Origin of the sequence: Oceanithermus profundus DSM 14977 (genome assembly GCF_000183745.1) — a bacterium.
Taxonomy (GTDB): domain Bacteria; phylum Deinococcota; class Deinococci; order Deinococcales; family Marinithermaceae; genus Oceanithermus; species Oceanithermus profundus.
This window is the reverse complement of record NC_014761.1, coordinates 1348577-1374499: the sequence shown is the minus strand read 5'-3', so window position 1 is coordinate 1374499 and position 25923 is coordinate 1348577. Positions and strand designations below refer to the sequence as shown.

Genomic DNA, 25923 nt, shown 5'->3' with positions numbered 1-25923 from the left:
TTAAAACCTCAGATAAATTGCGGTTGACACGCTCAAGGTCGTGGGGCTATGCTTAGCGCTGGCCTGGAGCCTGGAGGGTCATGTTCGAGAACCTGAGTCGCAGACTACAACAAACGCTCGACGGCCTGCGCGGCCGCGGGCGCATCGGCGAGGCCGACCTCAAGAAGGTCATGCGCGAGATCCGCATGAGCCTGCTCGAGGCCGACGTCAACTTCGAGGTGGCCAAGGCCTTCACCAAACGCGTTCAGGAAAAGGCCCTGGGGCAGAAGGTCTACGAGTCGCTGACCCCCGCGGAGCAGATCTACACCATCGTCTACGACGAGCTCAAGGAGCTTTTGGGCTCGGAGCCCAAGCAGCCCGAGCTTAAGCACGAGGGCAACGTATGGTTCCTGGTCGGCCTCCAGGGCACCGGTAAGACGACCGCCGCCGGCAAGCTGGCCCGGCTCTACAAGAGCAAGGGCCGCCGGCCGCTACTGGTGGCCGCCGACACCCAGCGCCCCGCCGCCCGCGACCAGCTGCGCATCCTCGCCGAACAGGTGGGGGTGCCGGTGCTGGAGGTGCAAAACGGCGAGAAGCCGGCCGAGACCGCGCGCCGCCTGCGCGAGCACCTGGCGAAGGACTACCGCGACCTGGTCATCGTCGACACCGCGGGCCGCTTGCAGATCGACGAGGCCCTGATGGACGAGCTGGCCCAGCTCAAGGACGAGCTCGAGCCTACCGAGACCCTGCTCGTCGTCGACGCCATGATGGGGCAGGAGGCGCTGGGCGTCTCCCGCACCTTCGACGAGCGCATCGGCGTGTCCGGCCTCATCCTCACCAAGCTCGACGGCGACGCCCGCGGCGGCGCGGCGCTCAGCGCCCGCTACGTCACCGGCAAGCCCATCTACTTCGGCGGCACCTCCGAGAAGCTCGACGGCCTCGAGCCCTTCTACCCCGACCGCCTGGCCCAGCGCATCCTCGGCATGGGCGACATCCAGACGCTGATGGAGCGCGCCCAGGCCGCCGAGCTGGAAGAGCCCGACAAGGCCCCGCACGAGTTCGACCTCAACGACCTGCTCGCCCAGATGAAGCAGATCCAGAAGATGGGCTCGATGACGGAGCTGATCAAGATGATCCCGGGCCTCAGCCGCGCCCTGCCCCAGAACTTCCAGCTCGACCCCAAGGCCACCAAACACCTGGAGGCCATCATCCAGTCCATGACCCCCGCGGAGCGCAGGAACCCGCGGATCCTCAACGCCTCGCGCCGGCGCCGCATCGCCAGAGGCAGCGGCACCAGCGTGCAGGAGATCAACCGGCTCATCAAGACCTTCGAGGAGACGAAGGGCATGATGAAAACGCTCGCCAAGAGCCCGCGCAAGCGCCGCGGTTTCTTTGGCAGGAGGTAGAACGCCCATGGTAAAGATTCGTTTGGCTCGTTTCGGTTCGAAGTTCAACCCCCACTACCGCATCGTCGTGACCGACGTGCGCCGGAAGCGCGACGGCAAGTACATCGAGAAGATCGGGTACTACGATCCCCGCAAGACCACCCCGAACTGGTACAAGGTCGACGTCGAGCGCGCCCGTTACTGGCTTTCCGTCGGCGCCCAGCCCACGAACACCGCGCGCCGCATCCTCAAGCTCGCAGGTGTCTACCGCAAGGGCGAACCCGCCCCCGCCGAGGGAGCCGCTGCCGAGGAAGCCGCCGCCGAATCCTGATGCGCGAGGTCGTTGAATACCTGGCCAAGGCCGTGGTGGACCACCCGGAGGGCGTGCGGGTGGAGGAACGCCGCGCCAAGGGCGGGGTCGTCTACTACATCGAGGTGCCGGCCGAGGAGAAGGGCCGCATCATCGGACGCCGCGGCCGGGTGATCGAGAGCATCCGCACGGTGGTGCGCGCTTTCGCTCGCGGTAAGGTTTCCGTCGAGGTGCGGTGAACCTGGTTCGCATCGGTCGCCTGGGCAGGCCGCACGCCCTGCGGGGCGGCCTGAAGTTCCGCAGCGAGGCCCCCGAAGCGTTGCTCGACCAGCCCCGGGTCTACCTCGAGGGTCTGGGATGGCGCGCCGTGGCGCGCGTGGAGCCCCTGGGGGAAGACCTGGTCGTTTACTTCGTCGGCGTGGAGTCGCGCGAAGCGGCCGAGGAGCTTGCGGGCCTCGACGTCCTGCTCGAGCCAGAGAACCTGCCCGAACCCGAAGGGGGCTGGTACTACTTCCAGCTCGTTGGCCTGCCGGTCTTTCTGGGGGAGGAACCCCTGGGCGAGGTCGTGGACGTGATGGACACCGGGGCCCAGGACGTGCTCGTCGTGCGCAGGGGCGCGCGCCGGCTGCTCGTCCCCCTGCAGGCCCCCTACGTCGAGGTCGCCGAGGGGGCGGTGCGCCTCGTCGAGCCCCCCGAGGGGCTGTTGGAGTAGCGGTGCTCCGGTACACCGTCCTCACCCTGTTCCCCCGCCTCATCCAGCCCTGGACCGAAGAGGCGCTCCTGGCCAAGGCCATCCAGCGCGGCCTGATCCAGATCGATATCCGCGACATCCGCGACTACGCCCCAGGCAAGCACCGCCAGGTGGACGACTACCCCTACGGCGGCGGCGCGGGCATGGTGCTGCGCCCCGACGTGGTGCTAGGGGCGATCGAAGATCAGCTCCCCGCCGACGAGGTGATCCTGCTCACCCCGGCCGGCGAGCCCTTCCGCCAGCCCCTGGCCGAGGAGCTGGCCGCCAAGGAGCACCTCGTTCTCGTCAGCGGCCGTTACGAGGGCATCGACGCCCGGGTCGAGAACTTCGTGACCCGTGAGGTTTCGATCGGCGACTTCGTGCTCATGGGCGGCGAGGTGGCGGCGCTGGCCGTTATCGAGGCCACCGCGCGGCTGGTGCCCGGGGTCCTGGGCGACCCCGAGAGCCACCGGCTCGACTCGTTTTCGTGGGGCCTGCTTGACTACCCCCAGTACACCCGGCCGCCCGAGTTCCGCGGGCTCAAGGTACCCGAGGTGCTCACGAGCGGCCACCACGGCAAGGTGGCCGAGTGGCGCCGTCGCGAGGCGCTGCGCCGCACCCTCGAGCGCCGCCCCGAGCTTCTGAAGTCCGCCCCCCTCACCGAAGAGGACCTGCGTTGGCTGGCCGAGCTGGACGAAGAAGCAGAATAAAGCGGCTTATGATCCGTGGCTTGTGGTTCGCGGTAGGTCGGTCAACGAGAAAAACGAGATGTGAAGCGAAGCGGTTGGGCAGCAGGATTTGGGCCGCCTGGCGAATGAATATTCTCGTGTTCCAGCCAAGCGGGTCGTAGGCCTGCAAGAGCTGGACCCGCCCCGCGAAAGCGGGGGGATCCAGAGCTTAGAGCATGCTGACCGCTTCGTTCTTGTTTAGTGGCAGTTTTGAGACGTCATTCTTAGAGCAGGCGGCCTCTGTCGGCATGTCCTTGCTGTCTACCCGATGCCACGAACGGCTTTTCTACCTCCCCCTTGGGGGAGGTGGCCGCAGGCCGGAGGGGGGTTGTTTGCCGAAATGCCGGATGTGGGATGTAGGGGGTGGGACGTAGGGTGTGGGGCGGTCACGTATCGGCAACCGGCATCTGGCTTCTGCAGAGCCCACAACCCCCACCCCAACCCTCCCCCAGGGGAGGGAGGTTCGTTTTCGCGACAACCAAACCGTGGATTCTGAGCGCGGCATGGGCCCGATGGGTCGGCTTCGCCGGGAAGTGGGTTGTAGGGGGTGGGAGGTGGGAAAATCAAGCTTCGTATCCGGCCTGCTGCCCACGACCCCGTCGGCAGGCTTCTTCGAAGAAAAACCTGCACCCCTACCGCCACCGGACGTTCGATCGAGGACGGCGCGCCTTCGCCGTCGCCGACCATCGTCACCGGCCCGCGTTACGACGCCGCAGGCGGGCAGGCAGGTCCGCCCCTACGATGCGCCAGGTATCTCGAACTGATCGGGCGGGCCCGCGGGCCCGCCCCTACGGCGTGCTGCGCCCCACGTACTGCGCACCGACTGGGCTGCCCCTTCTGCGCCGCGCACGCGTTTCCAGGCCGGGAAGAGGCCGACCCCGCAAAGTTTGACGCCGGTGCAAAATGGCCTGTATACTGACCGGTGTTGCCCCCACAGGGGCGCGATTCCCATGACTTGTCCATGAACCCACGGGGTTCCGCTGGAAAGGAGAAACCCATGAAGCTGAACCGTGGTGCCCTGCTCAAGGCCGTCGAACAACCCCACTACCGCGAAGGGATCCCCGAGTTTCGCTCGGGCGACACCGTGCGCGTGACCTACCGCGTCGTCGAGGGCAAGCGCGAGCGCCTGCAGGCCTTCGAGGGCGTGGTCATCAAGATCCACCGCAACGGCCTCAACTCCACCTTCACCGTGCGCAAGGTTTCCTACGGCGAGGGCGTGGAGCGCATCTTCCCCTTCCATTCGCCGCTGATCGACAAGGTCGAGGTCGTCAGCTACGGCAAGGTGCGGCAGGCCCGCCCCTACTACCTGCGCGAGCTGCGCGGCAAGGCGGCCCGCATCAAGCCCGACCGCAAGCGCACCCAGAAGGCCGCCGAGGCCTACGCTGCAGCCAAGGCCGCGGGCGGCAAGAAGAAAAAGAAGGCCAAGAAGAAGGCCGAGGCGCCGGCCTCCGAAGAGGCCTGACCCCCGTTCGCAGACGTTCGCCCCGCGCTTCGGCGCGGGGTTTTTCCTACAATGAGGACAGAGGAGGGCACCATGGGCAAGATGATCCTGGTACCGACGGACGGCAGCCCCTGCGCGGAGAAGGCCGTCGAGTTCGCGATTCGCGAGGCCGCCGCGCTGGGCGCGGGCCTGGCGTTTCTGCACGTGCTCTACAGCCCCAGCACCCTCGTTCCCACGCCCGAGCTTTCCGAAGAGGAGGACGAGGTGTTGAAGGAGGCCGTGAAGAAGGCCGAGGCGGCGGGCCTGTTCGCCAAGGGGTTGCTGGTGCGGGGCGAGCACCCCGTCGAGGCGATCGTTTCGGAAGCGGAGACCGGGTACGACCGCATCGTCATGGGGCGCCAGGGCGGCGGCATGCTGCGGCGGCTGCTGTTGGGCTCCACCACCGCCGGCGTGGTGCAGCTCGCCAAGGTGCCGGTGCTCGTCGTGCCCTGCGGCGACTGAGGCCCGTGCGGGCTCATGAATCAAGGAGGGCCGCGGCCCTCCCTTTCTTTCTCGAGCGTCCGAACTAAGCGTGCCAGGCCTGCAGCGGCCGCGGCTCCAGCTCGGCCTCGCGGGCGCGGCGGATGGCCTCGAGCCCCCACAGCGCCGCCTCGCGGGTGGTGAAGTAGGGCCGGCCCAGCTCGACCGCCCGTCGCAGCTCCGGGTCCGGCGACAGGCTCACCAGCAGGTCGTAGTCGCCGCCTTCGGCCACCTCGAAGCCGGCCTCGCGGTAGGCGTCTACCAGGTCGTCGTCGGCTGCGATGAAGCGCACCCGGCCCGCAGGCGGCAGAACGTGGCCCGCACCCAGCTGGGCGCGGTAGTAGGCCAGGTAAGGGTCGCGGTCGAGGCCCATGCTCTCGCCGGTCGAGCGCATCTCCGGCCCCAGCCAGGGGACGACCCCGGGGAACTTGAGCCAGGGAACGGTGACCTCCTTGACCGAGTAGAAGCCGGGTTCGGGGTCTTCGACGAACCCCAGCTCCTCGAGCGTCTTGCCGGCGCTGATCAGCGCGGCGTACTTGGCCAGGGGGTGGCCGACCGCCTTGGAGACGAAGGGCACGGTGCGGCTGGCGCGGGGGTTGGCCTCGAGCACGTAGACCTGCCCGTCCTTGTAGGCGTACTGGACGTTCAAGAGGCCCTTCACCTCCAGCGCCCGGGCCAGCTTGCGGGTGTAGTCGCGCACCGTCTCCACCGCCTCGGCCGGCAGCGTCACCGGCGGCAGCACCGTGGCCGAGTCGCCCGAGTGGACCCCGGCCCGCTCGACGTGCTCCATCACCCCGGCCACCACCACCCGCTCGCCGTCGGCCAGCGCGTCGACGTCGATCTCGATCGCGCCGTCCAGGTAGGCGTCGAGCAGGATCGTCGGCCTCGCGGCCAGCTCGGCGTAGACCTGGCTCAAGTAGGCCTTGAGCTCGTCTTCGTTCTTCACCACCTGCATGGCCCGCCCGCCCAGGACGTAGCTCGGCCGCACCATCAGCGGGTAGCCGAGCCGGCGGGCGTGTTCCAGCGCCTCGGGCTCGTCGGCGGCCACCGCCCCCGCCGGCTGGGGAATGCCCAGCTCGGCGGCCAGGCGGTTGAAGGCCTCGCGGTCCTCGGCGGCGTGGATGCTGGCCGGCGAGGTGCCCCAGATGGGCTGGCCCGCCTCCTCCAGCGCCCGCGCCAGCTTGAGCGGCGTCTGCCCGCCCAGCTGGACGATCACCCCGTCGGGCCGCTCGCGCTCGAGGATCTCGAGCACGTCCTCGGCAGTCAGCGGCTCGAAGTAAAGCTTGTCGGCGGTGTCGTAGTCGGTCGAGACGGTCTCCGGGTTCGAGTTGACCATCAGGGTGGTGTAGCCGGCCTCCTGCAGCGCCCAGACGGCGTGGACCGCCGAGTAGTCGAACTCGACGCCCTGGCCGATGCGGATGGGGCCGGAGCCCAGAATGGCCACCGAAGGACCCTGTTTGTCGCTGACCTCGTCTTCGGTCTCGTAGGCCGAGTAGTGGTAGGGGGTGTAGGCCTCGAACTCGGCGGCGCAGGTGTCCACGGTCTTGTAAACCGGCCTAATACCGGCGGCGTGGCGTTTTTGGCGAACCTCGCCCTCTTCCAGGCTGACGCCAGCCGCGATCTGGGCGTCGGAGAGCCCCTTGCGTTTGAGCGCGTAGAGCTCGGCGGGGCTCAGTTCGGAAGGGCTGGTCGCCTCGAGCCGCGCCATCTCGGCGGCGATCTCCTTGAAGTGGTGCAAAAACCAGCGGTCGATGCCGGTGGCGGCGGCGATCTCCTCGGCCGGGGTGCCGCGCTTCAGCAGCTCCAGCACCGCGAAGATTCGCTTGGGGTTGGGCGCGAGCAGCTTCTCCAGCTCGGGCACCGAGAGCTCCGCCACGCCTTCGGAGACGTCGAACTCGAGGCTGCGCAGCGCCTTCATGAAGCTTTCCTTGAAGGTGCGGCCGATGGCCATCACCTCGCCGACGCTCTTCATCTGGGTGCCCAGCTCGTCCGAAAAACCGCCGGCGGTGTTGGGCAGGGTGCGGAACTTCTCGAAGGCGAAGCGGGGAATCTTGGTGACCACGTAATCGATCGTCGGTTCGAAGGAGGCCGGGGTCTTCTTGGTGATGTCGTTGGGCAGCTCGTCGAGCCGGTAACCAACGGCCAGCAGGGCGGCGATCTTGGCGATCGGGTAGCCGGTGGCCTTCGAGGCCAGGGCCGAGGAGCGGGAGACGCGCGGGTTCATCTCGATGACGACCAGCCGGCCGGTTTTAGGGTCGACGGCGAACTGGATGTTGGAGCCGCCGGTGTCGACGCCGATCTCGCGGATGATGTCCTTGGCGGCGTCGCGCATCTTCTGGTACTCGACGTCGGTCAGGGTCTGCGCCGGGGCGACGGTGATCGAGTCGCCGGTGTGAACCCCCATCGGGTCCACGTTCTCGATCGAGGTGATGATGACCACGGTGTCGGCGTGGTCGCGCATCACCTCGAGCTCGTACTCCTTCCAGCCGACGATCGACTCCTCGACCAGGGCGGTGTGCGCCGGGCTGAGGCGCAGACCGCGGCCCAGCAGCTCGCGGAGCGCGGCTTCGTCCGCGGCCACGCCGCCGCCGGTGCCGCCCAGGGTGAAGCTGGGGCGGACGATGACCGGGTAACCGACCTCGCGGGCGAAGGCGAGCCCGTCCTCCAGGCTCGAGACCATCCGGCCGCGGGGCACGTCGAGGCCGATCTTCTTCATGGCCGCCTGGAACTGCTCGCGGTCCTCGCCCTTCTTGATGGCGGCGTAGTTGGCGCCGATCAGCTCCACGCCGTAGCGCTCGAGCACCCCCGCCTCGTAGAGCTCCATGGCCAGGTTGAGCGCCGTCTGCCCGCCCAGCGTGGGCAGGAGGGCGTCGGGGCGTTCGCGGGCGATGATCTTCTCCAGAAAATCGAGCCGCAACGGCTCGATGTAGGTCGCGTCGGCCAGGCGGGGGTCGGTCATGATCGTCGCCGGGTTCGAGTTCACCAGCACCACCCGGTAGCCCTCGCGCCTGAGCGCCTTGACCGCCTGGGTGCCCGAATAGTCAAACTCAGCCGCTTGGCCGATGGTGATGGGTCCGGAGCCGATGATGAGGATCGTCTTCAGGTCTTTGCGTGCCGGCATAGTAAACCGCGCCTCCCGGCGCTTCCAACATCGTAATGGATATTTATGCGACCGACAAGCGGCCAGCCTGTCTCAACAATGCTTATGTGCAGGTCCTACACCCCACCTCCTACAACCCACACCCCGCTTACTTGAATATCTTCTTCCGCACCTTCTCCCACCAGCCTTCGGCGGGCACCTCCTCGCCCACCTCTTCGGCGTAGGCGCGCAGCAGTTCACGGGCGCGGGGAGAAAGCTTCTTGGGCACTTCGAGTTCGACGACCACGCGCAGATGGCCGGGGCGGCCGCCGCGGGGGTCGGGCAGGCCCTTGCCCTCCAGCTCGAAGACGGCGCCCTGTTCGGTGCCCGGGGGCACGTCGAGCGGAACCGCGCCGTCGAGCGTGGGCACGTGCACCTGGCTGCCCAGCGCCGCCTGGGCCAGGCCCAGCTTGAGCGTGTAGATCAGGTGCTTGCCCTCGCGCCGGAGCTCGGGGTGCGGCCGGATGCGCACCCGCACGTAGAGGTCGCCCGCGCCGCCGGCGGCCTGGTTGCCGCCGCCGGGAACGCGCAGCAGGTCGTCTTCGTCCATCCCTGCGGGAAGGGTGACCTTGATCCGCTCCTGCTTTTCCAGCCGCCCGCGCCCGCCGCAGGTGGGGCAGGTCTCGCGCAGCAGGTAGCCGCGGCCGCGGCAGTGGGGGCAAGCCGACTCGGTGACGAACTGGCCGAAGAGGCTCTGCTGCACCTGGCGCACCCGCCCGGCGCCGCCGCAGGTGGGGCAGGGCTGCTGCTCGCCGCCGGCGCCGCCGCAGGCCTCGCAAAGGACCAGCCGGCGGTAGCGGACCTCCACCTCGCCGCCTTTGGCCGCCTGCTCCAGGCTGACCTCGACCACCGCCTCCAGGTCCTCGCCCCGCCGGGGTCCGCTGCTCCTGGACCCGCCCACGTTGAAACCGAACATCTGCCCCAGCAGGTCGAAAAGGTCGCCCACCCCCGGGTCGGCCGGGTGGGCCTGGCGCGGGTCGGCGGTGCCGAAGCGGTCGTAGCGGGCCCGTTGCTCGGGGTCGGAGAGCACCGCGTAGGCCTCGTTGATCTCCTTGAAGCGCTCTTCGGCGCCGGGGTCGCCCGGGTTCTTGTCGGGGTGGTACTTGAGCGCCAGCTTGCGGTAGGCCTTCTTGATCTCCTCCTGGCTGGCGTCTCGGGATACGCCCAGAACGGCGTAGTAGTCCTTCATCCTATTTACGTTAACGAGGCGGCTGGGAAAAGGCAAGGAAGGGTGCATCGGGCGCGGTGCAGGCAGCGTAGGCGGGCCCGTGCCCCCGCCCGATCGGTTCGTGGTGCGCAGTTCGTGGTAGGGGCGGGCCTGCATGCCCGCCTGGCTCGTGTGAGGGCCTGTAGCTCGTAGCTTGTAGCCTGTGGTGGTCCCGTCAACGGCAACGAAACCTCGGCTGTTCGTACAGCATGGACCCCGGATCTCCCTCGGCTAGTTGCCTCGGTCGTCCGGGGAACGGGAAAACGGGAGGTAGGAGGTGGGGTGTGGGATGTAGGTTTTGTTCAAAATAAGTCTGCTGACGAGGTCGTGGGCGGAAGCTCGGATACGAAGCTTGATTTTCCCACCTCCCACCCCCTACAGCCCACTTCCCGGCGAAGCCGACCCATCGGCCCCATGCCGCGCCCAAAATCCACGGCTAGGTCGCCGCGAAAACGAACCTCCCTCCCCTGGGGGAGGGCCGGGGTGGGGGTTGTTGGCGCAGCAGAAGCCAAACGTAAATCGCCGATGCATGACCGGCCCACACCCCACCCCCTGCACCCCACATCCGGCATTCCAGCAAACAACCCCCCTCCGGCCTGCGGCCACCTCCCCCAAGGGGGAGGTTTTCAAGAGTCGTCATCAGACAAAAACGAAGCGCTCACCGTGCTTTACGCTCTGGATTCCAGCTCGCGCACGCCAAGGGCCTGCTTGGCTGGAATGACGAAAATGAACGAACCGGCGAGGTTGTTTAGTTGCGTTTTGGGCAGGGTATTTACAAGCCCCCAACAATAGCACTCACGACAAAACTTCGTCACCCCAGCGGAAGCCGGGGTCCAGACCGGGTCGCCAAGCCGTGGCCGGTGTTATGTTGTCCGGCTGTTTTCTCGCCCTCCGGCCGGGACGGGGGTTGTTGGCGCGATGTGATACAAACGTCTATCGCCGATGCATGACCGGCCCACACCCCGCCCCCTGCACCCCACATCCCCATTACGTTGACGCCGCCCCTGCGGCGGCGGTAGCATGAGCCCAACATGGCGCCACGTGCGACCACTACGCGCTGAGGGAGCGGTGAGCCACCGCTCCCGGGCCCGCATGGATGCGGGCCGTTCTTTTGGAGGAGTCATGAAGATTCGCCTGCCGGACGGAAAAGAGCTCGAGCTCCCCGAGGGAAGCACGGCCAGGGACGTGGCCGCGAAGATCAGCCGCAGCCTGGCCAAGGAGGCCGTGGGCGCGATCGTCGACGGTGAACTCTACGACCTCTTCAAACCCCTGCCCGAAGGGGCCACCGTCCAGATCCTCACCCGCAAGGACCCCGAGTACCAACAGCTCTTCCGCCACACCCTGGCCCACGTGATGGCCCAGGCGGTCAAGGAGTTCTTCGCGAAGAAGGGCTACGACCCCGAAGAGGTCAAGCTGGGCATCGGGCCGGTGATCGAAAACGGCTTCTACTACGACATCGACGCCCCCGAGCCCATCTCGGACGCCGACCTGCCCGAGATCGAAAAACTGATGCACCGGATCATCAAGCGGAACCTGCCGCTGCGCCGCTACGTGCTCGAGCGCGAGGAGGCCCTGGCCCGCTACCGCGGCAAGGACCCCTACAAGACCGAGCTGATCGAGGACCTGCCCGAGGGCGAGGAGATCAGCTTTTACGAGCAGGAGGGCTTCACCGACCTCTGCCGCGGGCCGCACGTGCCCAGCACCGGCAAGATCCCGCCCCACTTCAAGCTGACCCACGTGGCGGGGGCCTACTGGCGCGGAGACGAATCGCGGCCGATGCTGCAGCGAATCTACGGCGTGGCCTTCCGCACCAAGGAAGAGCTGGAGCACTACCTCTGGCAGCTGGAGGAGGCCAAGAAGCGCGACCACCGCCGGCTCGGCCGTCAGCTCGAGCTCTTCCACATCGACCCGATGGTGGGCAAGGGGCTGGTTCTCTGGCTGCCCAAAGGGAACGTGCTGCGCGAGGAGCTCGTCGCCTTCATGCGCGACGAGCAGATAAAGCGCGGCTACCAGCTCGTGACCACCCCCCACATCGGCAGCCTCGAGCTCTACAAGACGAGCGGCCACTACCCCTACTACGCCGAGAGCCAGTTCCCGCCGATGGAGCTCGAAGACGGCGAGGCCTACCTGCTCAAGCCCATGAACTGCCCCCACCACGTGCGCATCTACGCCATGCGCCCGCGCAGCTACCGCGAGCTGCCGCTGCGCCTCGCCGAGTTCGGCACCGTTTACCGCTTCGAGCAGTCGGGCGAGCTGCACGGCCTCACCCGCGTGCGCGGCTTCACCCAGGACGACGCCCACATCTTCTGCACCCCCGAGCAGGTGAAGGAGGAGTTTTTGGGCGTGCTCGACCTGACGCTCAAGGTCTTCCGCACTCTGGGGTTGAGCGACTTCCGCGCGCGCATCGGGGTGCGCGACCCCGGCTCGGACAAGTACGTGGGCGACGCCGAACACTGGGCCGTCGCCGAGCGGCAGATTCAAGAAGCCTGCGACGAAGCGGGGCTGGACTACACGATCGAAGAGGGCGACGCCGCCTTCTACGGCCCCAAGCTCGACTTCGTGGTCAAGGACGTGCTGAGCCGCGAGTGGCAGCTGGGCACGATCCAGGTGGACTACAACCTGCCCGAACGCTTCGACATCGGCTACAAGGGCGCCGACGGCGAGGAGCACCGGCCGGTGATGATCCACCGCGCCCCCTTCGGCAGCCTCGAGCGGTTCATCGGCATCCTGATCGAGCACTTCGCCGGCGAGTTCCCGCTGTGGCTGGCGCCGGTGCAGGTCGTCGTCGTGCCCATCACCGACCGCCACCACGACTACGCGCGCAAGGTGCGGGCGGAGCTCGAGGCGGCGGGGCTGCGCGTGGAGGTGGACGACCGGCCCGAACGCATGAACGCCAAGATCCGCGACGCCGAGACCCAGAAGGTGCCGGTGATCCTGGTCGTGGGCGACAAGGAGACGGAAGAGGGCACCGTCGCCGTGCGCGACCGCCGCACGGGCGAGCGGACGACCCGGGCGCTTTCCGAGGTGGTGCGGGACCTGGCCGAACGGGTGCGCACCCGCGCGCGGGAGTAAACTGGGTCCCATGCGGGCCAGGTCCACCCTCTTCACGCTGTACACCGAACTGGTCTACCCCGACGACACCGTCTGGATCGGTCAGCTGGTCCACTGGATGGAGCGGCTCGGTTTCAGCGAGCCCGCGGTGCGCGCGGCCGTTTCCCGATCCGCGGCGCGCGGCTGGGTGATCCCGGAACGCAAGGGGCGGCGCGCCTACTACCGGCTCAGCCCGCGCGTCTACTGGCAGGTCCGGCAGGTGCGCCGGCGTCTGTGCGAGATGCACGACGCCGTCTGGGACGGTTACTGGCGTATCCTCGTCTACGCCGTTCCCGAAGGGCTGCGCAGCCAGCGCGACAAGTTCCGCAACGAGCTGGTCCTCCTGGGCTACGGCACCCCCGCCGCGGGCGTCTGGGTGAGCCCCACGGCCGACCTGGAGGCGACCCGCGAGCTCGTGGGCTACTACGGGCTCGAGCCCTACGTCGAGTTCTTCCGCGCCGAGCGCGTCGGCGCGCAGCCCGAGTCACGGCTGGTGGAGCGGGCCTTCCACCTGGAGGAGGCCGCCGAGCGCTACCGCGCCCTGAACGCGCGCATGGACGCCCTCCCCCCCGATCCGGCGCCCGAGGACGCCTTCGTAAACCTGGTGCGGTTGGTGCACGAGGCGCGCAAGGTGCTCTTCTTCGATCCCGGCCTGCCCCCCGAGCTCGCGCCCGCGGGCTTCGACGGCCGGCGCACGCTGCAGCGCTTCGCGCGCGTGCGCAAGCGGTTGCGGGAGGCGGCGGAGCCCATCCTTGCGGAGGCCGCGATCACCTGAGCGCGGGGTTGCGCTATCCTGGTGGTATGAAAACACTCGGAAGGCTCGTGGTGGGGGCGGCCCTGCTCGCGTTGCTGAACGCCTGCCTGCCGGTGGCGACCTTCGAAACCGCCGAGCCGGCCGACGGGCAGCAGGTCGTCGTCGGCCTGACCGGCGTGGTGGCCGTGAGTTCCGACGCCCCCGTGGGCGGTCTCCCGTACCTGGCCTACCGCTGGGGGAACGGCGAGACCGAGTTCAGCGTCTCGACCCAGATTGGCCTGCGCGGCGGGGTCAAGCAGAAGGTAGCGGACCGCTTCAGCGTCGCCGCCGGGCTCACCGTTCCTTGGGCCGTCTTCAGTTCGTCGGGCGGGCCGAGCCTGCCCTTCACGGTCGACGCCGAGGCCCTCTTCCAGGCGACCGACGAGCTCACCGTGATCGGCCGGGGGATGTACGCCGCGGTGAGCGACTTCGGCGGCGCCTGGCTGGGCGGGGCGAGCGTCGTCTACCGTCAGGACCGCTGGCTCTTCGAGGGCGGATTCCTGATGTCCAGCGAGGGGAACCCGATCCTCAGCGTTTCGGCGGGCTACCGCTTCTGAGTTTTCAGCGGGCGGGGTCCGGCGGCTCCTTGCGCCGGGCGGCGCTAAAGCGCTGGCGCAGCTCGCGGTAGCGCTCGGCCACCTTGCGTTCCCAGCCCTCGCCGCGGGGGTCGAAGAAACGCATGGGCTCGAGGGGTTCGGGCAGGTAGGCCTGGGCGAAGCTGCCCTCGGGGTCGTCGTGGTAGTAGGCGTACCCCCGGCTGTAGCCCAGCTCCTTCATCAGTTTGGTGGGGGCGTTGCGCAGGTGCAGCGGCACCTCGGCGTCGGGGTGGGTCTCCACCGCGCGCCGCGCGGCCGCAAAGGCGCGGTAGACCGAGTTCGACTTGGGCGCCAGCGCCAGGTAGACCGTGGCCTGGGCCAGCGCCAGCTCGCCCTCGGGGCTGCCGAGGAGCTGGTAAGCCTCGACCGCCGCCAGCGCCTGCCGGAGCGCTCCCGGGTCGGCCAGGCCCACGTCCTCGCTGGCCATCCGCACCAGCCGGCGGCCCACGTAGAGCGGGTCCACGCCGCCGGCGAGCATGCGCGCCAGGTAGTAGAGCGCGGCGTCCACGTGCGAGCCGCGCACGCTCTTGTGCAGGGCGCTGATCAGGTCGTAGAAGGCCTCGCCGCCCTTGTCGAAGACGGGCTGGCCCGCCCCCAGGGCCTCGCGGGCGGCATCGAGGGTGACGCGCCCGCCGCCCAGCTCGGCGGCCAGTTCGAGCGCGTTCAGGGCCCGGCGCGCGTCGCCCATGGCCGCGGCGGCGATGAGGCGCAGCGCCTCCTCCTCGGCCTCGGCCTCGGGCAGGCCCTCGGAGCTGATCAGGGCGCGCTCGAGCACCCGCATCAGGTCGTCCTCGCCCAGCGCCTTCAGCACGTAGACCCGCGCCCGCGAGCGCAGCGCCGGGTTCACCTCGAACGAGGGGTTCTCGGTCGTCGCCCCGATCAGGGTCAGCAACCCCGACTCCACGTGGGGCAGCAGGGCGTCCTGCTGGGCCTTGTTGAAGCGGTGCACCTCGTCGAGGAAGAGGACGGTCGGCCGCCCTGCGCTCACGGCCTCCTGCGCTTGCTTGACGGCCTCGCGCACCTCCTTCACCCCGGCGCTCACCGCGCTCATGGCGACGAAGCGGGCGTCGACCCCGTTCGCGAGGATGCGCGCCAGCGTCGTCTTGCCGGTGCCCGGCGGTCCCCAGAAGATCATCGAGGCGAGGCGGCCGTTCTCGAGCATGACCCGCAGGGGTTTGCCCGGGCCCGTCAGGTGTTCCTGCCCCACCACCTCGTCGAGCGTCCGGGGGCGCAGGCGTTCGGCCAGGGGGGCGCGGGGGGTGAAGAGGCTCATCGGTTCCAGTCTACCACGGATTACGTAAATAACATAATCCCATTGGGTACATTCGCCACCGCTGGACCTGTTAGGCTGGCCCCGTGAAACGCTGGAGCTTCGCGGCGGCGGGGCTACTGGCCCTCGCCCTCGCAACCGCGCCAAGGCTGGACTACGATCCCGCGGTCGTCCTGCCCGACGGGTCCGAAGCGCTCGCGATGGAGGCCTGCCCGGTTCCGCGCGGCTTCTGGGAGCCGCTCGAGGCGAAAGGCTGGGAGAACGCCTGCTTCCTGGTCCACGGCGACGCCTACGTCCTGGAAAAGGCGCTGGCCCTGGCGCTGGAAAAGGCGGATTACGTTCGCACCGCCCGCGAAGCCCGGCCGCTTTCGGGCGAGGACCGCTTCGTCCTCGAGCGCTGGCGGGCCGGGGAGCGCGAGCTCTTCGTCGAATACTTCCTGTTTCCGGGGAAGAACGCCGCCGTCTACCTGATCGCCCACCCGCCCCGCTAACAAGGCGAACCCCCGGCCGTGGCCGGGGGTGTTCTGGTGGGCGCGAGAGGACTTGAACCTCCGACCTCTACCGTGTCAAGGTAGCGCTCTAGCCACCTGAGCTACGCGCCCGCGTAGTGGAGGCGCCGGCCGGATTCGAACCGGCGAATGGAGGTTTTGCAGACCTCTGCCTTACCACTTGGCTACGGCGCCCCGTAGCAGGGTTCATGCTAGCACGCGCGCATGGGGCTGTCAACGAATGCGCGTCCAGGGGCGCACAAACCTTTAATCCGCACGGGCTATAATGCAGCGATGCCGGAGATCTACGTGACCACCTCGCGCGGGATGCGCTGGCCTTTTTCCAAGGGGCTGGTCATCGAGTCGCTCGTCAACGCCGGCGTCGAGTTGAGCGTCGCCGACGAGATCGCCCACGCGATCGAGCGCTCGCTGCGCGCGAGCGGGGCGACGCAGATCGCCAGCGAGGAGCTGAAGCGGCGCATGACCGAGGCCGTCGCCGAGCGCCTCGGCCCCGAAGCCGCCGCGCGGGTGGCGCGGCAGACGCAGAGTTTCGAAGAAATCCTCGTCGAGGACGAGCACGGCGAGCGCCCCTTCTCGAAGGGGTTGTTGGTGCGCAGCCTCGAGGAGGCCGGCTTTTCGCTGCGCGAGGCGCACGCGCTGGCCAAGCAGGTGGAGCAGCGCCTGCGCCAGGCGGGGAAGGTGCGCATCGAGGCCGACGAACTCGAGGATTTCGTCGCCCAGATCATCAAGGAGCAGTACGGCAAGGACGCCCGCAAGCGCTACCAGAAGCGGCTCGAGTACGGGGGCGGCATCTTCGTGGTCGAGCCCGGCGGGGAGCCCCGGGTGCCCTTTTCCAAAGGAATCCTTTCCCAGTCGCTGATGGCCGCTGGGCTCACGCCCGACCGCGCCTACCGTCTGGCGCGCGAGGTCGAGCGCGAACTGATCCGCGACGGGCGCCGGGTCGTGGGGCGCGACGAACTGCGCGAGCGGGTGGCCCGCCTGCTGGAGCGCCGCATCGGTGAGGAGGTCGCCGAGCGCTACCGGGTGCTGCGCGCGGTGCGCCGGCTCGAGCGCCCCATGCACATCCTCATCGGCGGCGTGAGCGGCGTGGGCAAGAGCACCCTCGCCGCCTCGCTGGCCTACCGGCTGGGCATCACCCGCATGACCTCGAGCGACTCGGTGCGCGAGATCTTGCGCGCCACCACGACCCGCGACCTGGTGCCCACCCTGCACACCTCTTCGTTCGACGCCTGGAAGGCGCTGGCCGAGGTGCTGGGGCTCGAGGGCGAACCCGGGGACGAGGTGGTCCTCCAGGGGTTCCGCGACCAGGTGGCCCGGGTGAGCGTGGGCATCCGCGCCATTCAGGAGCGCAACGCCCGCGAGCGCACCTCGGTGGTCATCGAGGGGGTGCACGTCGTTCCGGGCTTCCTCAGCCACCCGCTGCAGTCGGAGGTGGTGCAGATCCCCATGCTCGTGGTGGTGCGCGACGAAAAGCTCCACCGCGACCGTTTCCGCCTGCGCGAGCGCGAGACCTCGGGCCGGCGGCCGGTGGACAAGTACCTGGCCAACTTCGGGGCGCTGCGGATGATCCAGGACCACCTCGAGGCCCTCGCCCGGGCGATGGGCGTGCCGGTGATTCCCGGCGACAACCTCGACAAGGCCGTGGACAAGGGGCTCGAGGTCATCACCGAACGCTTCCACGACCTGTTCCGCGCCCAAGAGCGCGACGGTGCGCGCGCATGATGCGAAGCCTGCTCCTGACCCTCGTGCTGGCGTCGGGGCTGGCCGCCGCGGCGGCCCCCGACTACCTGACCCGGTTCGATCAGGCCTGGCGGCTCGTCGACGAGTTCTACTGGGACGAAGACCACCTGGGGGTCGACTGGCGGGCCATCGGCGAGCGCTACCGGCCGCAGGTGGCCGCGGCCGCCTCCTGGGACGAGGTCTACCGCCTGCTCGACCGCATGTACGGCGAGCTGGGGGACGACCACTCGCGCGTGCTCGCCCCCGACGAGGCCCGCGCCGCGTTGCGGGGGGCGCTGTGCCTGCCGCTGCCCTTTCCGGTCGAGCGGCCGCAGCCTCCGGCGCCCGGACCCGCGGCGCCCGCACCCGAAGGCGACGGCCCGGGCTCCGCGGCGCCCGACGCGCCGGGAGGGGGCGCGGAGGCGGGTTGGGATCCCTTCAGCTACCGCCGCCTCGAGGACGGCATCGCCTACCTGCGCGTTCCCCAGCTCGTGGAACCGGACGTCGCGCGGCGGCTGGCCGAGGCCGTGCGCGGCCTGGAGTCCGAAGGGGTCCAAGGCTACATCCTCGACCTGCGCGACAACCCGGGCGGCTTGGCCTACGTGATGGCCGAGGTGGCCGGCGTCTTCATGCGCGGCCTGCCCTGGCGCATCGTGACCCGCACCAAGGGGGTGACGCCGCAGCCCACGCTGCCCTTCTGGGGCCGGCCGCTGACCGACAAGCCCCTTGTGGTGCTGATCAACCGCAACGTCAACTCGGCGGCCGAGGGGTTGGCCGGAGCGTTGAAACGCGCCGGCCGCGCGCGGCTGGTGGGGGAGACGACGGCCGGCAACACCGAGGTGGTGCTGCCTTACTGCTTCCCCGACGGCGGCGTGGCCATGCTGGCCAGCGGGGTGCTGGCCCCTGTGGGGGCGCCCACCTGGGAGGGTCGGGGCGTCGAGCCCGACGTGGCGGTGGCCGACGAGGGGGCCCAGCTCGAAGCCGCCGTGAAGCTTTTGCGCACCCGCTAGCGGAGCCAGCGCGCCGCACCCAGGGGGGCGAAAAGGCCCACCAGGAAACCCAGCAGGTACGGCGCCAGCCGGCCGTTCTGCACCTCCAGAACCCCCACCGCCAGCGCCAGCAGCGCCACCGGCACGACCAGCTCCACCCCGGTTCGGTAGATCAGGCTGCCCGCGCCCAGGAGCAGGCCCAGCGCCAGCGCCAGCCCCTGGGGATCGGGTTCGACCAGGCTCCAGTAGAGCGAGAGCAAGAGCGCCGCCCAGACGAGCAGGCCCTTGAGCTTAGTCGGCGTCATGACGGGGGGCGAAGCGGTGGATCAGCCAGGGCAGCCCCGCGCCGACGGCGTAGCCTTCGGCGAAGAGGAGGGGCGCCCCCCTGAGCAGGTGGACGACGAACAGCACCGCGGCGAACCCCAGCACGAACGGGATCGGCCGAGGGCGGGGCGCGTAGCTGAACGAGCCCCCGCCGAAGAGCGTGCCCACCGCCAGCGCCTGGCCCGCGGCGCTGGGTTCGACGAAGGTCCAGTAGACGTAGAAGACCGCGCCGGCGATCATCATCGCCCGGGTGGTGCGTTCGGCGCTCAGCCTCATGACCCTTTGCGGTGCCAAAGGTAGACGAGCGCCTGCGAAACCACGAGGGCGGCACCCCCCCAGGCGACCATCGGTTCGTCCCCCGCAAAGCCGAGCACCGCACCCAGCAGCCCGACCAGGGCGAACCAGGGCGCGTACTTGGGGTTGACGGTCAACCCAAGCACGAAGGCGAAAAACGCGCCGGCCGGCCCCGGCGGCAGGGCGCTGGCGATGACGATCATCAGGAGCAGCAGGGCCAGGGTGATGAAGAGGCCCGCGTAGTAGGCTCCGGGAAAGGGCTCTTTCCTCGCGCTCTTGTCCATGGTCCACAGTTTACCCGTGTGCGTGGGGGCGGCGTGAGCTAGAGTCCCGCGGCCCGGGCCACCGCGTCCAGGGTGGGGGGGACGGGGTCGGGCAGGCGCACCTCGCGCTCGGCGGTGCCCGGATCCTTGAGCCCATGGCCGGTCAGGGTGAGGACCACGGTGGCGCCATCTTCGATCCGCCCTTCACGCAGCCAGCGCCAGACCCCGGCCAAGCCGGCGGCCGAAGCTGGTTCCACGAACAGCCCCTCGCCGTGCGCCAGGTAGTGGTAGGCGCGCAGGATCTCCTCGTCGGTCACCGCCTCGATGGCCCCGCCCGACTCGTCCCGGGCGCGGGTGGCGCCCTCCCAGCTGGCGGGGCGGCCGATGCGGATGGCCGTGGCCACGGTCTTGGGTTCGGCCACCGGTTCGCCGCGCACGATCGGGGCGGCGCCGGCCGCCTGGAAGCCGAGCATGCGGGGGCGGGTTTCCAGGGTGCCGTCCTCATAGAGCTCGGAGTAGCCCATCCAGTGGGCGGTGATGTTGCCGGCGTTGCCGACGGGGAGCGCGTGGTAGTCGGGGGCGCGGCCGAGCTCGTCGGCCACCTCGAAGGCGAGCGTCTTCTGCCCCTGGATGCGGAAGGGGTTGACCGAGTTGACCAGGGTGACCGGATAGCGTTCGGTCAGCTCGCGCACCAGGCGCAGGGCGTCGTCGAAGTTGCCGCTCACCTGGACGATGCGCGCGCCGTGCACCAGGCTTTGGGCCACCTTGCCGGCGGCCACGTAGCCGGCGGGGAGGACGACGATCGCCTTCATTCCCGCGCGCGCGGCGTAAGCGGCGGCCGAGGCGGCGGTGTTGCCGGTGCTGGCCGCGGCGACGGCCGCGGCGCCGTGCTCGGCGGCCTTGCTAACGGCCATCGTCATGCCGCGGTCCTTGAAGCTGCCCGTGGGGTTCGCGCCCTCGTACTTGGCGAAGAGGCGCACGCCGCGTTCGCGGGCCTCGGGGGGTCCCTTGAGCGGAACCAGCGGGGTGTCGCCCTCGAGCAGGCTCACGATCGGGGTGTCGGGACCGACGGGGAGGCGGTCGCGGTAGCGTTCGAGCAGGGGGCGGCGCACGTCAGGCTTCCTCCAGGATCTCGGGCTCGTAGTCGGGCACGGGTACGGGCTCGGGCAGCGGCGGGTGGCCCGGGTAACCCTCGAGCATGCGCAGCAGGTCGCCCACGACCGCGCTGGCCGTTACCGCGCTGCCGGCTCCCCCGCCGCTGATCAGGACCTCGCCGACGGCGTCGCCCCGGTAGAGCAGGGCGTTGCGCGCCTGCGCCGCCTGGGCCAGCGGGTGGTCCGCCAGCAGCTTGACCGGGCGCACCGAAGCCTTCCAGCGGCCGCCGTTGGGAACCAGGCTCGCCACCAGGCGGATGCGTTTGCCCTCGGCCTCGGCCTCGAAGATCTGCTCGCGGGTCAGCTCCTGGATGCCGCGGGTGGCGGCGCGCACCTCTTCCCAGGAAAAGTCGGGGTCGACGGCGAGGCGGGCGAGCACGGTGAGTTTGTGGGCGGCGTCGATGCCGCCGACGTCGAGGAACGGGTCCTCCTCGACGAAGCCCTTGGCCTGCGCCTCGGCGAGGGCCTCGGCAAAGCCCAGGCCGTCTTCCATGCGGCCGATGACGTAGTTGGTGCTGCCGTTCAGGATTCCGTGCAGCTCGAGCGTGCGGTTGCCGCGGAGCACGCCGGAGAGCGGTTCGATCACGGGCGTCCCCGCCATGACGCTGGCCTCGTAGTAGAGGAGGCCCTCCATGGCGTGGGGTTTGAGCTCCTCCCAGCGTTCCGCCAGGAGCGCCTTGTTGGCGGTGATCACCGGCAGCCCCTGGCCCAGGGCGTCGAGGACCAGCCGCCCCGCACGCTCGGTGCCTCCCATGAGTTCGACGACGACGTCGACCTCCTCGAAGACCCGCCCGACGTCGGTGGTCAGCAGCCCTTCCGGAACCCAGCCGGGCCGCGGTTTGCGGGGGTCGCGCACGAGGATGCCGGTCAGGGCGGGCTCGAGGCCCAGCGCCCGGAAGCGCCCGCGGTGTTCGTCGAGGAGCTTGACGAACCCGCTGCCAACCGTGCCCGCCCCAAGGAGTGCGATGCGCAGCGTTTCCATGGGGCGATTATACGTTCACCGCGGTGCTTGTGATACGATACACACTCAAGTATGGCGCTCATCGTCCAGAAATACGGCGGCACCTCCGTGGGCGACCTGGACCGGATCCACAAGGTCGCCCAACGCATCCAGCACTACCGCGAAAAGGGGCACGACCTGATCGTCGTCGTCTCGGCCATGGGGCGCAGCACCGACGAGCTGATCGCCCTGGCCCGTCGGGTCAACCCCAGACCCGAGCCGCGCGAACTCGACCTGCTGACCACCACCGGCGAGCAGCAGTCGGCCGCGCTCCTGGCCTTGCAGCTCCAGGCGCTGGGCCTGCCGGCGCGCGCCTTCGTGCAGCACCAGATCGGGATCACCACCGACGGCCGCTACACCAACGCCCGCATCGTCGAGGTGCGCCCCGGCAAGATCCTGGAGGCCGTGCGCGACGGGTACGTCGCCGTCGTGGGCGGGTTCATGGGCACGACCCCCGAAGGCGAACTCAACACCCTGGGCCGCGGGGGGTCCGATACCACCGCGGTGGCGCTGGCCGCAGCGGTGGGCGCGCACGAAGCCGAGATCTTCACCGACACCGACGGCGTCTTCACCACCGATCCGCACCGTATTCCCGCGGCCAGCAAGATCGACCACATCGCCTACGACCCCATGATCGAGATGGCCGCGCTGGGCGCCAAGGTGCTGCACCCGCGCGCGGTCTGGTACGCCAAGCGCTACGGCGTGCGCCTGCACGTGCGCAGCGCCTTCAACTTCAGCAAGGGCACCATCGTATCGGAGGAAGCCATGAAACTCGACCGTCCCGTGACCGGAGTGGCCATCGACGAAGGTCAGGCCCAGATCGGCCTGGTGGGGATCCCCGACCGTCCCGGGATCGCCAGCCGCGTCTTCGAGAAGCTGGCCGAGCGCGGCATCGCCGTGGACATGATCATCCAGGGGGTGCCGGGGCACGACGCCAGCCGCACCCAGATGGCCTTCACCGTGCCCAAGGACTACGCCGAGGACGCGCTCGAGGCGTTGCGTGAACTCACCGCCGAGATGGGGGGCGAGGTGACCTACAACCCCGCGATCGCCAAGGTCTCGATCGTCGGGGTGGCGCTGGCCTCGACCCCGGGCATCCCCTCGCGCATGTTCGACGCGGTCGCGCGCGTGGGGGCGAACATCGAGATGATCGCGACCAGCGAGGTGCGCATCTCGGTCATCATCCCCGCCGAGTTCGCGGAGGCGGCCGCCCGCGAGATCCACCGCACCTTCGGTCTGGACCGCACCGAGGAAGGGAACGGCGAATGAACAAGGTCATCCTCGATTGGAACGACATCACCCGGCTCGCGGGCAAGCTGATCGCCCAGCTGAACCCCGAAGACTACGACGTGGTGCTCGCCATCACCCGCGGCGGCATGATCCCCGGGGCGCTCGTCAGCGAAGCGATGGACCTGCGCAATGTCATGACCGCGGCGGTTATGTTCTACCAGGGCGAGCAGCAGGCCCTCGAAGAACCCCATTTCCTGCAGTTCCCGGGCGACGCGCTGCTGATCGGAAAGCGCGTCCTCATCGTGGACGACGTCTGGGACTCCGGAAAGACGGCGCTGGCGGTGCGGGAGCGGGTCGCTCAGGCGGGCGGGGCGCCGACGGTGGCCGTGCTGCACTACAAGCCCAAGTTCAGCCACTTTCCCGAAGACGCCCCCGACTTCTATGGCGAGGAGACCGACGCCTGGATCGTCTACCCCTGGGATCCGGAAAGGTCCCGGGAATGGGGTCCCTGAGCGGCGGAGTATACTGGCACACGTGTACGGCATCCTGGCGTGGCCTCCCGACGACCTGAGCGAATGGATGCAGCAACTCTCCGAAGCGCACGGCGTTTCCGGCTACGGCCCGCCCCACCTCAACCTGCGCCAGCCCTTCAAGTGGCGCTGGAGCCAGGAGGCGCTGCGACGGGGCGTCGAGGGCATCCTGCGCGGCCACGAGCCCTTTCGGGTGCGCCTGGGCGACTGGCGCACCTTCGGCGGCGGCGTCGTCTACCTGCGCGCCTACGGGGGCGGCCCCTTCCAGCGCCTGTACCATGCGCTCGAGCCCCTGGCCGAGCCCGAGCAGGAGATCGAGGGCCCCAGCTACATCCCCCACCTGACGCTGGCCCTGGGCCTCAGCGACGAGGAGGCCCGGGAGCTGGCGGCGAAGCTGCCGCCGCCGCCGCGCAAGTCGTTCACCGTCCGTGAGGTCGCCCTCGTGACCGACGACGACGGGGGCGACCTCATCGAGATCGCCCGGCTGCCGCTGGGCGGCCTCGAAAACCAAGAAACGAGCCGCCCGGCCTGAACCGGGCGGCGAAGCCTGCGGCTCGGAGCTACTCGCCGTTCAACAGCTTCTGCCGGAACGCCTGCACCTGTTTCGGCGTCAGCGCCTTCTTGCGCAGCTCGGCGACCGTTGCGGCGTCCAGCGGCTTGAAGTCCTTGGGCAGCAGCTCTTCGTTGAATTCCTGCAGCAGGTAGTTGACCAGCGCCGCCACCGTCGCGTCGTCCAGGTGGCCGAGAGGAGGCATCGCCCCGTTGTAGGCGGCCCCGTTCACCTCGATCTTGCCCTGCAGCCCGAAGAGCACCACCAGCGCCGGGTAGGTGGCGTCCTTCACCAGCACCGGGTTCCCCTTGAGCGGCGGGAAGGCGCCCGGCACCCCCTGCCCCTCGGCCTGGTGGCAGCCCGCGCAGTTGGCCGCGTAGGCGGCCTTGCCGTCGACACCGGCGGGGGCCTCAGACGCGGCGGCCTCCTCGGCCGGGGGCGGGTTGGGGCCGAGGTAGGTGGCCAGGTACTTGATGATGGCGGCCCGCTCCTCCTCGTTGATGGGGGCCCCGTAGTCGATCATGTCGTCGACGATGCCTTCCCAGTCGGCTTCGCTGAGGCCCGCGTTCTGCAGGGGGTAGGTGAGGTCGTGGCAGATCTGGCACTTGGCGTAGACCAGATCGACGCCGGGTCCCTTGGGGAGCTCCTCGGCCACGGCCAGGCCGGCGAGCAGGAGTGCGATCAAGATCCCTTTTTTCATTCGTCCTCCATCGCTAGGGCGGCACCGGATGCGGTGCGGCGGTACGCGCGTAGTTTACATGGAAAAGGCCGCCCCGCGGAGGCGAGGCGGCGCGTGTCGGGGGTTAGCTTACCTTCACCTTGATCTTGTCGGCGCCGTTCCACTCGTAACCCGAGGGGTTCCAGTCCACCACACCGTCGAGCGGCTGGGCGCGGCCCCAGCGATCGATGGCGCGGACCCAGACCTCGTGCTCGCCGGCGCTCATGGGCAGGTAGATCTCCCACTTGTACCAGGCGTAAGGGCTGTCGGGCGCGGTGATCTTGGCCGAGACCCAGGTCTTTCCCTGATCCTTGGAGACGAGGACCTGCTCGATCGGCTGCACGCCGTCGTTCCAGGCCACGCCCCAGAACTTGACCGTGCCGGCCTTCACCTGCTCGCCGTCGAGGGGGGCGAAGACCACGGCCTTCACCTTCTGGTGCCAGTTGGGGCGCGAGTTCTCGAAGCCCTGCTTCTTCTTGTCGTACTGGCCGGGTTCGACCGGGTAGAGGGGAACCCGGTAGCGGAAGACCTGGTTGTAGTTGTAGCTCTCGCGGGCTTCGAAGCGGATCTGGCCGACCCACTTGACGTTCATCGTGCCGTAGTAGCCGGGCACGATCAGGCGCACCGGGCCGCCGTGCACCGCGGGAATGGGCTCGCCGTTCATCTCGATGGCGAGGATGGCGTTCTCCATCACGTCGCGGCCGATCCAGTCGGTCTCGGGGTCGTTCGACCAGGGAAGGCTGTGCTCGAAGTCGGGGCGGCCCCCGGTCTTGGGCGGCAGGTCGCGGCCGTTGACCGTGAGGAACTGCGCCGCCTCGTGGGGCTCCACCTTGAAGTGCGCGAGCACGTCAACGAGCTTGGGCCCCTTCCAGACGGTCTGGCCCATGCCGCCGTGCCCCCACTGGGTGCCCTTGGCCTTGGCGCCATACTTGGCGAAGAAGCTGCGGCCGTTGCCCGAGCACTGGAGCACCATCTTCACCTCGTGCTGGGGCAGGTCCTTGAGGACGCTGGCGTCGAAGTGGGCGGGGCGCAGCACCATGCCCACGATCTCCACGGGCCAGCCCTCGAGGGGGATGGGCTCGTTGGTCTTGCCGCCTTCGAGCACCTGGTTGTTGCGGATGTAGAGGAACTGCTTCGGGGTGACCTCGTACTCGCGCAGGATGTCGAGCGGGGTCTCCAGCACGCCGGTCTTGGAGTTGTGCACGATCAGGCGCGGGTCCTTGCCGATCACCACCTCGTTGGCCTTGGGCGCGGCCTGGGCGCGGGCGAACCGCGTGACGACCGGAAAGAAGCCGAGCGCCGCCGAAGCCGCACCGGCGCGCTTGAAAAGGTCCCTGCGGGTCATACCGGTTGCTTGCTGCTCCTTCATAATCCCTCCTCCTGTAGGCGCGGCCATACGCCGCCGCACACCTTGGGGTGTGGGGGTAATATACTACTTTTTCTTAGGACATTCAAG

General features: G+C 69.1%; 26 protein-coding genes and 2 tRNA genes. 16 read left to right on the top strand and 12 right to left on the bottom strand.

Annotated elements, in window-relative coordinates:
• Positions 1–80: 80 nt before the first annotated feature.
• The 7 genes from ffh to OCEPR_RS06735 all read left to right on the top strand — a co-directional run bounded on the left by ffh (position 81) and on the right by OCEPR_RS06735 (position 5074).
• A complete protein-coding gene (gene ffh, locus OCEPR_RS06765; RefSeq protein ID WP_013457964.1) occupies positions 81–1385 on the top strand; it encodes a signal recognition particle protein in 1305 nt (434 codons plus the stop codon).
• Positions 1386–1392: 7 nt separating this feature from the next.
• Positions 1393–1695 carry a 30S ribosomal protein S16 gene (gene rpsP, locus OCEPR_RS06760; protein WP_013457963.1) on the top strand — a complete coding sequence of 101 codons (303 nt, stop codon included), beginning with the start codon at positions 1393–1395 and terminating at the stop codon, positions 1693–1695.
• Complete coding sequence (locus OCEPR_RS06755; protein WP_013457962.1) at positions 1695–1913, top strand: KH domain-containing protein; 219 nt, start codon at positions 1695–1697, stop codon at positions 1911–1913. Before rpsP ends, OCEPR_RS06755 begins: the two co-directional genes overlap by 1 nt.
• The gene (gene rimM, locus OCEPR_RS06750; RefSeq protein WP_013457961.1) at positions 1910–2386 is read left to right on the top strand and encodes a ribosome maturation factor RimM; all 477 of its coding nucleotides are present in this window, start codon (positions 1910–1912) and stop codon (positions 2384–2386) included. Before OCEPR_RS06755 ends, rimM begins: the two co-directional genes overlap by 4 nt.
• Positions 2387–2388: 2 nt before the next feature.
• Complete coding sequence (gene trmD / locus OCEPR_RS06745; protein WP_013457960.1) at positions 2389–3114, top strand: tRNA (guanosine(37)-N1)-methyltransferase TrmD; 726 nt, start codon at positions 2389–2391, stop codon at positions 3112–3114.
• A 1021-nt stretch (positions 3115–4135) separates the two neighbouring features.
• The gene (gene rplS / locus OCEPR_RS06740; protein WP_041554737.1) at positions 4136–4594 is read left to right on the top strand and encodes a 50S ribosomal protein L19; all 459 of its coding nucleotides are present in this window, start codon (positions 4136–4138) and stop codon (positions 4592–4594) included.
• A 72-nt stretch (positions 4595–4666) separates the two neighbouring features.
• Positions 4667–5074, top strand: coding sequence for a universal stress protein (locus OCEPR_RS06735; RefSeq protein WP_013457958.1), 408 nt, complete (start codon positions 4667–4669; stop codon positions 5072–5074).
• Between the two features lie 64 nt (positions 5075–5138).
• Here the strand turns inward: OCEPR_RS06735 and carB are convergent, their stop codons facing one another.
• Both carB and dnaJ read right to left on the bottom strand, forming a co-directional pair.
• Positions 5139–8213 (bottom strand): carbamoyl-phosphate synthase large subunit, encoded by a 3075-nt coding sequence (gene carB / locus OCEPR_RS06730; RefSeq protein WP_013457957.1) that lies wholly within the window; start codon positions 8211–8213, stop codon positions 5139–5141.
• A gap of 127 nt (positions 8214–8340) precedes the next feature.
• The gene (dnaJ, locus tag OCEPR_RS06725) at positions 8341–9420 is read right to left on the bottom strand and encodes a molecular chaperone DnaJ (protein WP_013457956.1); all 1080 of its coding nucleotides are present in this window, start codon (positions 9418–9420) and stop codon (positions 8341–8343) included.
• 1140 nt (positions 9421–10560) lie between these two features.
• Between dnaJ and thrS the strand changes: the two genes are divergently transcribed.
• Genes thrS through OCEPR_RS12305 form a run of 3 tightly spaced genes read left to right on the top strand, consistent with a single transcriptional unit; the run spans position 10561 to position 13878 of the window.
• Positions 10561–12510 carry a threonine--tRNA ligase gene (gene thrS, locus OCEPR_RS06720; RefSeq protein WP_013457955.1) on the top strand — a complete coding sequence of 650 codons (1950 nt, stop codon included), beginning with the start codon at positions 10561–10563 and terminating at the stop codon, positions 12508–12510.
• Between the two features lie 10 nt (positions 12511–12520).
• Positions 12521–13303: a PaaX family transcriptional regulator gene (locus OCEPR_RS06715; protein ID WP_013457954.1), complete on the top strand. Its 783-nt coding sequence runs from the start codon at positions 12521–12523 to the stop codon at positions 13301–13303.
• 26 nt (positions 13304–13329) lie between these two features.
• Positions 13330–13878, top strand: coding sequence for a hypothetical protein (locus OCEPR_RS12305; protein WP_013457953.1), 549 nt, complete (start codon positions 13330–13332; stop codon positions 13876–13878).
• 4 nt (positions 13879–13882) lie between these two features.
• Here the strand turns inward: OCEPR_RS12305 and OCEPR_RS06705 are convergent, their stop codons facing one another.
• Entirely contained in the window at positions 13883–15190 is a 1308-nt protein-coding gene (locus OCEPR_RS06705; protein WP_013457952.1) for a replication-associated recombination protein A, read from the bottom strand.
• Positions 15191–15273: 83 nt separating this feature from the next.
• Between OCEPR_RS06705 and OCEPR_RS06700 the strand changes: the two genes are divergently transcribed.
• Complete coding sequence (locus OCEPR_RS06700; RefSeq protein WP_013457951.1) at positions 15274–15678, top strand: hypothetical protein; 405 nt, start codon at positions 15274–15276, stop codon at positions 15676–15678.
• A 34-nt stretch (positions 15679–15712) separates the two neighbouring features.
• On the opposite strand, the gene OCEPR_RS06695 is transcribed toward OCEPR_RS06700, so the two are convergent.
• A tRNA-Val gene (locus OCEPR_RS06695) sits at positions 15713–15789 on the bottom strand.
• Positions 15790–15795: 6 nt separating this feature from the next.
• Positions 15796–15870 (bottom strand) — tRNA-Cys (locus OCEPR_RS06690).
• A 99-nt stretch (positions 15871–15969) separates the two neighbouring features.
• Between OCEPR_RS06690 and OCEPR_RS06685 the strand changes: the two genes are divergently transcribed.
• Complete coding sequence (locus tag OCEPR_RS06685; RefSeq protein WP_013457950.1) at positions 15970–17418, top strand: ATP cone domain-containing protein; 1449 nt, start codon at positions 15970–15972, stop codon at positions 17416–17418.
• Positions 17415–18425 (top strand): S41 family peptidase, encoded by a 1011-nt coding sequence (locus OCEPR_RS06680; protein WP_013457949.1) that lies wholly within the window; start codon positions 17415–17417, stop codon positions 18423–18425. Before OCEPR_RS06685 ends, OCEPR_RS06680 begins: the two co-directional genes overlap by 4 nt.
• On the opposite strand, the gene OCEPR_RS06675 is transcribed toward OCEPR_RS06680, so the two are convergent.
• From OCEPR_RS06675 to OCEPR_RS06655, 5 genes are read right to left on the bottom strand one after another with little or no spacing between them, the layout of a single operon-like run.
• Positions 18422–18709: a hypothetical protein gene (locus OCEPR_RS06675; protein ID WP_013457948.1), complete on the bottom strand. Its 288-nt coding sequence runs from the start codon at positions 18707–18709 to the stop codon at positions 18422–18424. The two genes, OCEPR_RS06680 and OCEPR_RS06675, sit on opposite strands and share 4 nt — an antisense overlap.
• Complete coding sequence (locus OCEPR_RS06670) at positions 18696–19004, bottom strand: hypothetical protein (RefSeq protein ID WP_013457947.1); 309 nt, start codon at positions 19002–19004, stop codon at positions 18696–18698. The genes OCEPR_RS06675 and OCEPR_RS06670 overlap by 14 nt, the downstream gene beginning before the upstream one ends.
• Entirely contained in the window at positions 19001–19306 is a 306-nt protein-coding gene (locus OCEPR_RS06665) for a hypothetical protein (protein WP_013457946.1), read from the bottom strand. The genes OCEPR_RS06670 and OCEPR_RS06665 overlap by 4 nt, the downstream gene beginning before the upstream one ends.
• Before the next feature lie 38 nt (positions 19307–19344).
• Complete coding sequence (gene thrC, locus OCEPR_RS06660; protein ID WP_013457945.1) at positions 19345–20397, bottom strand: threonine synthase; 1053 nt, start codon at positions 20395–20397, stop codon at positions 19345–19347.
• Between the two features lies 1 nt (position 20398).
• Positions 20399–21421 carry a homoserine dehydrogenase gene (locus OCEPR_RS06655; protein WP_013457944.1) on the bottom strand — a complete coding sequence of 341 codons (1023 nt, stop codon included), beginning with the start codon at positions 21419–21421 and terminating at the stop codon, positions 20399–20401.
• A 51-nt stretch (positions 21422–21472) separates the two neighbouring features.
• Between OCEPR_RS06655 and OCEPR_RS06650 the strand changes: the two genes are divergently transcribed.
• The 3 genes from OCEPR_RS06650 to OCEPR_RS06640 are packed head-to-tail and all read left to right on the top strand — an operon-like array spanning position 21473 to position 23731.
• Complete coding sequence (locus tag OCEPR_RS06650; RefSeq protein ID WP_013457943.1) at positions 21473–22708, top strand: aspartate kinase; 1236 nt, start codon at positions 21473–21475, stop codon at positions 22706–22708.
• The gene (locus OCEPR_RS06645) at positions 22705–23181 is read left to right on the top strand and encodes a phosphoribosyltransferase (protein WP_013457942.1); all 477 of its coding nucleotides are present in this window, start codon (positions 22705–22707) and stop codon (positions 23179–23181) included. Before OCEPR_RS06650 ends, OCEPR_RS06645 begins: the two co-directional genes overlap by 4 nt.
• Before the next feature lie 22 nt (positions 23182–23203).
• Positions 23204–23731, top strand: coding sequence for a 2'-5' RNA ligase family protein (locus OCEPR_RS06640; RefSeq protein WP_013457941.1), 528 nt, complete (start codon positions 23204–23206; stop codon positions 23729–23731).
• A 28-nt stretch (positions 23732–23759) separates the two neighbouring features.
• Here the strand turns inward: OCEPR_RS06640 and OCEPR_RS06635 are convergent, their stop codons facing one another.
• Entirely contained in the window at positions 23760–24449 is a 690-nt protein-coding gene (locus tag OCEPR_RS06635) for a c-type cytochrome (RefSeq protein WP_013457940.1), read from the bottom strand.
• 103 nt (positions 24450–24552) lie between these two features.
• Positions 24553–25836: a sulfite oxidase gene (locus tag OCEPR_RS06630; RefSeq protein ID WP_013457939.1), complete on the bottom strand. Its 1284-nt coding sequence runs from the start codon at positions 25834–25836 to the stop codon at positions 24553–24555.
• Positions 25837–25923: the final 87 nt, after the last annotated feature.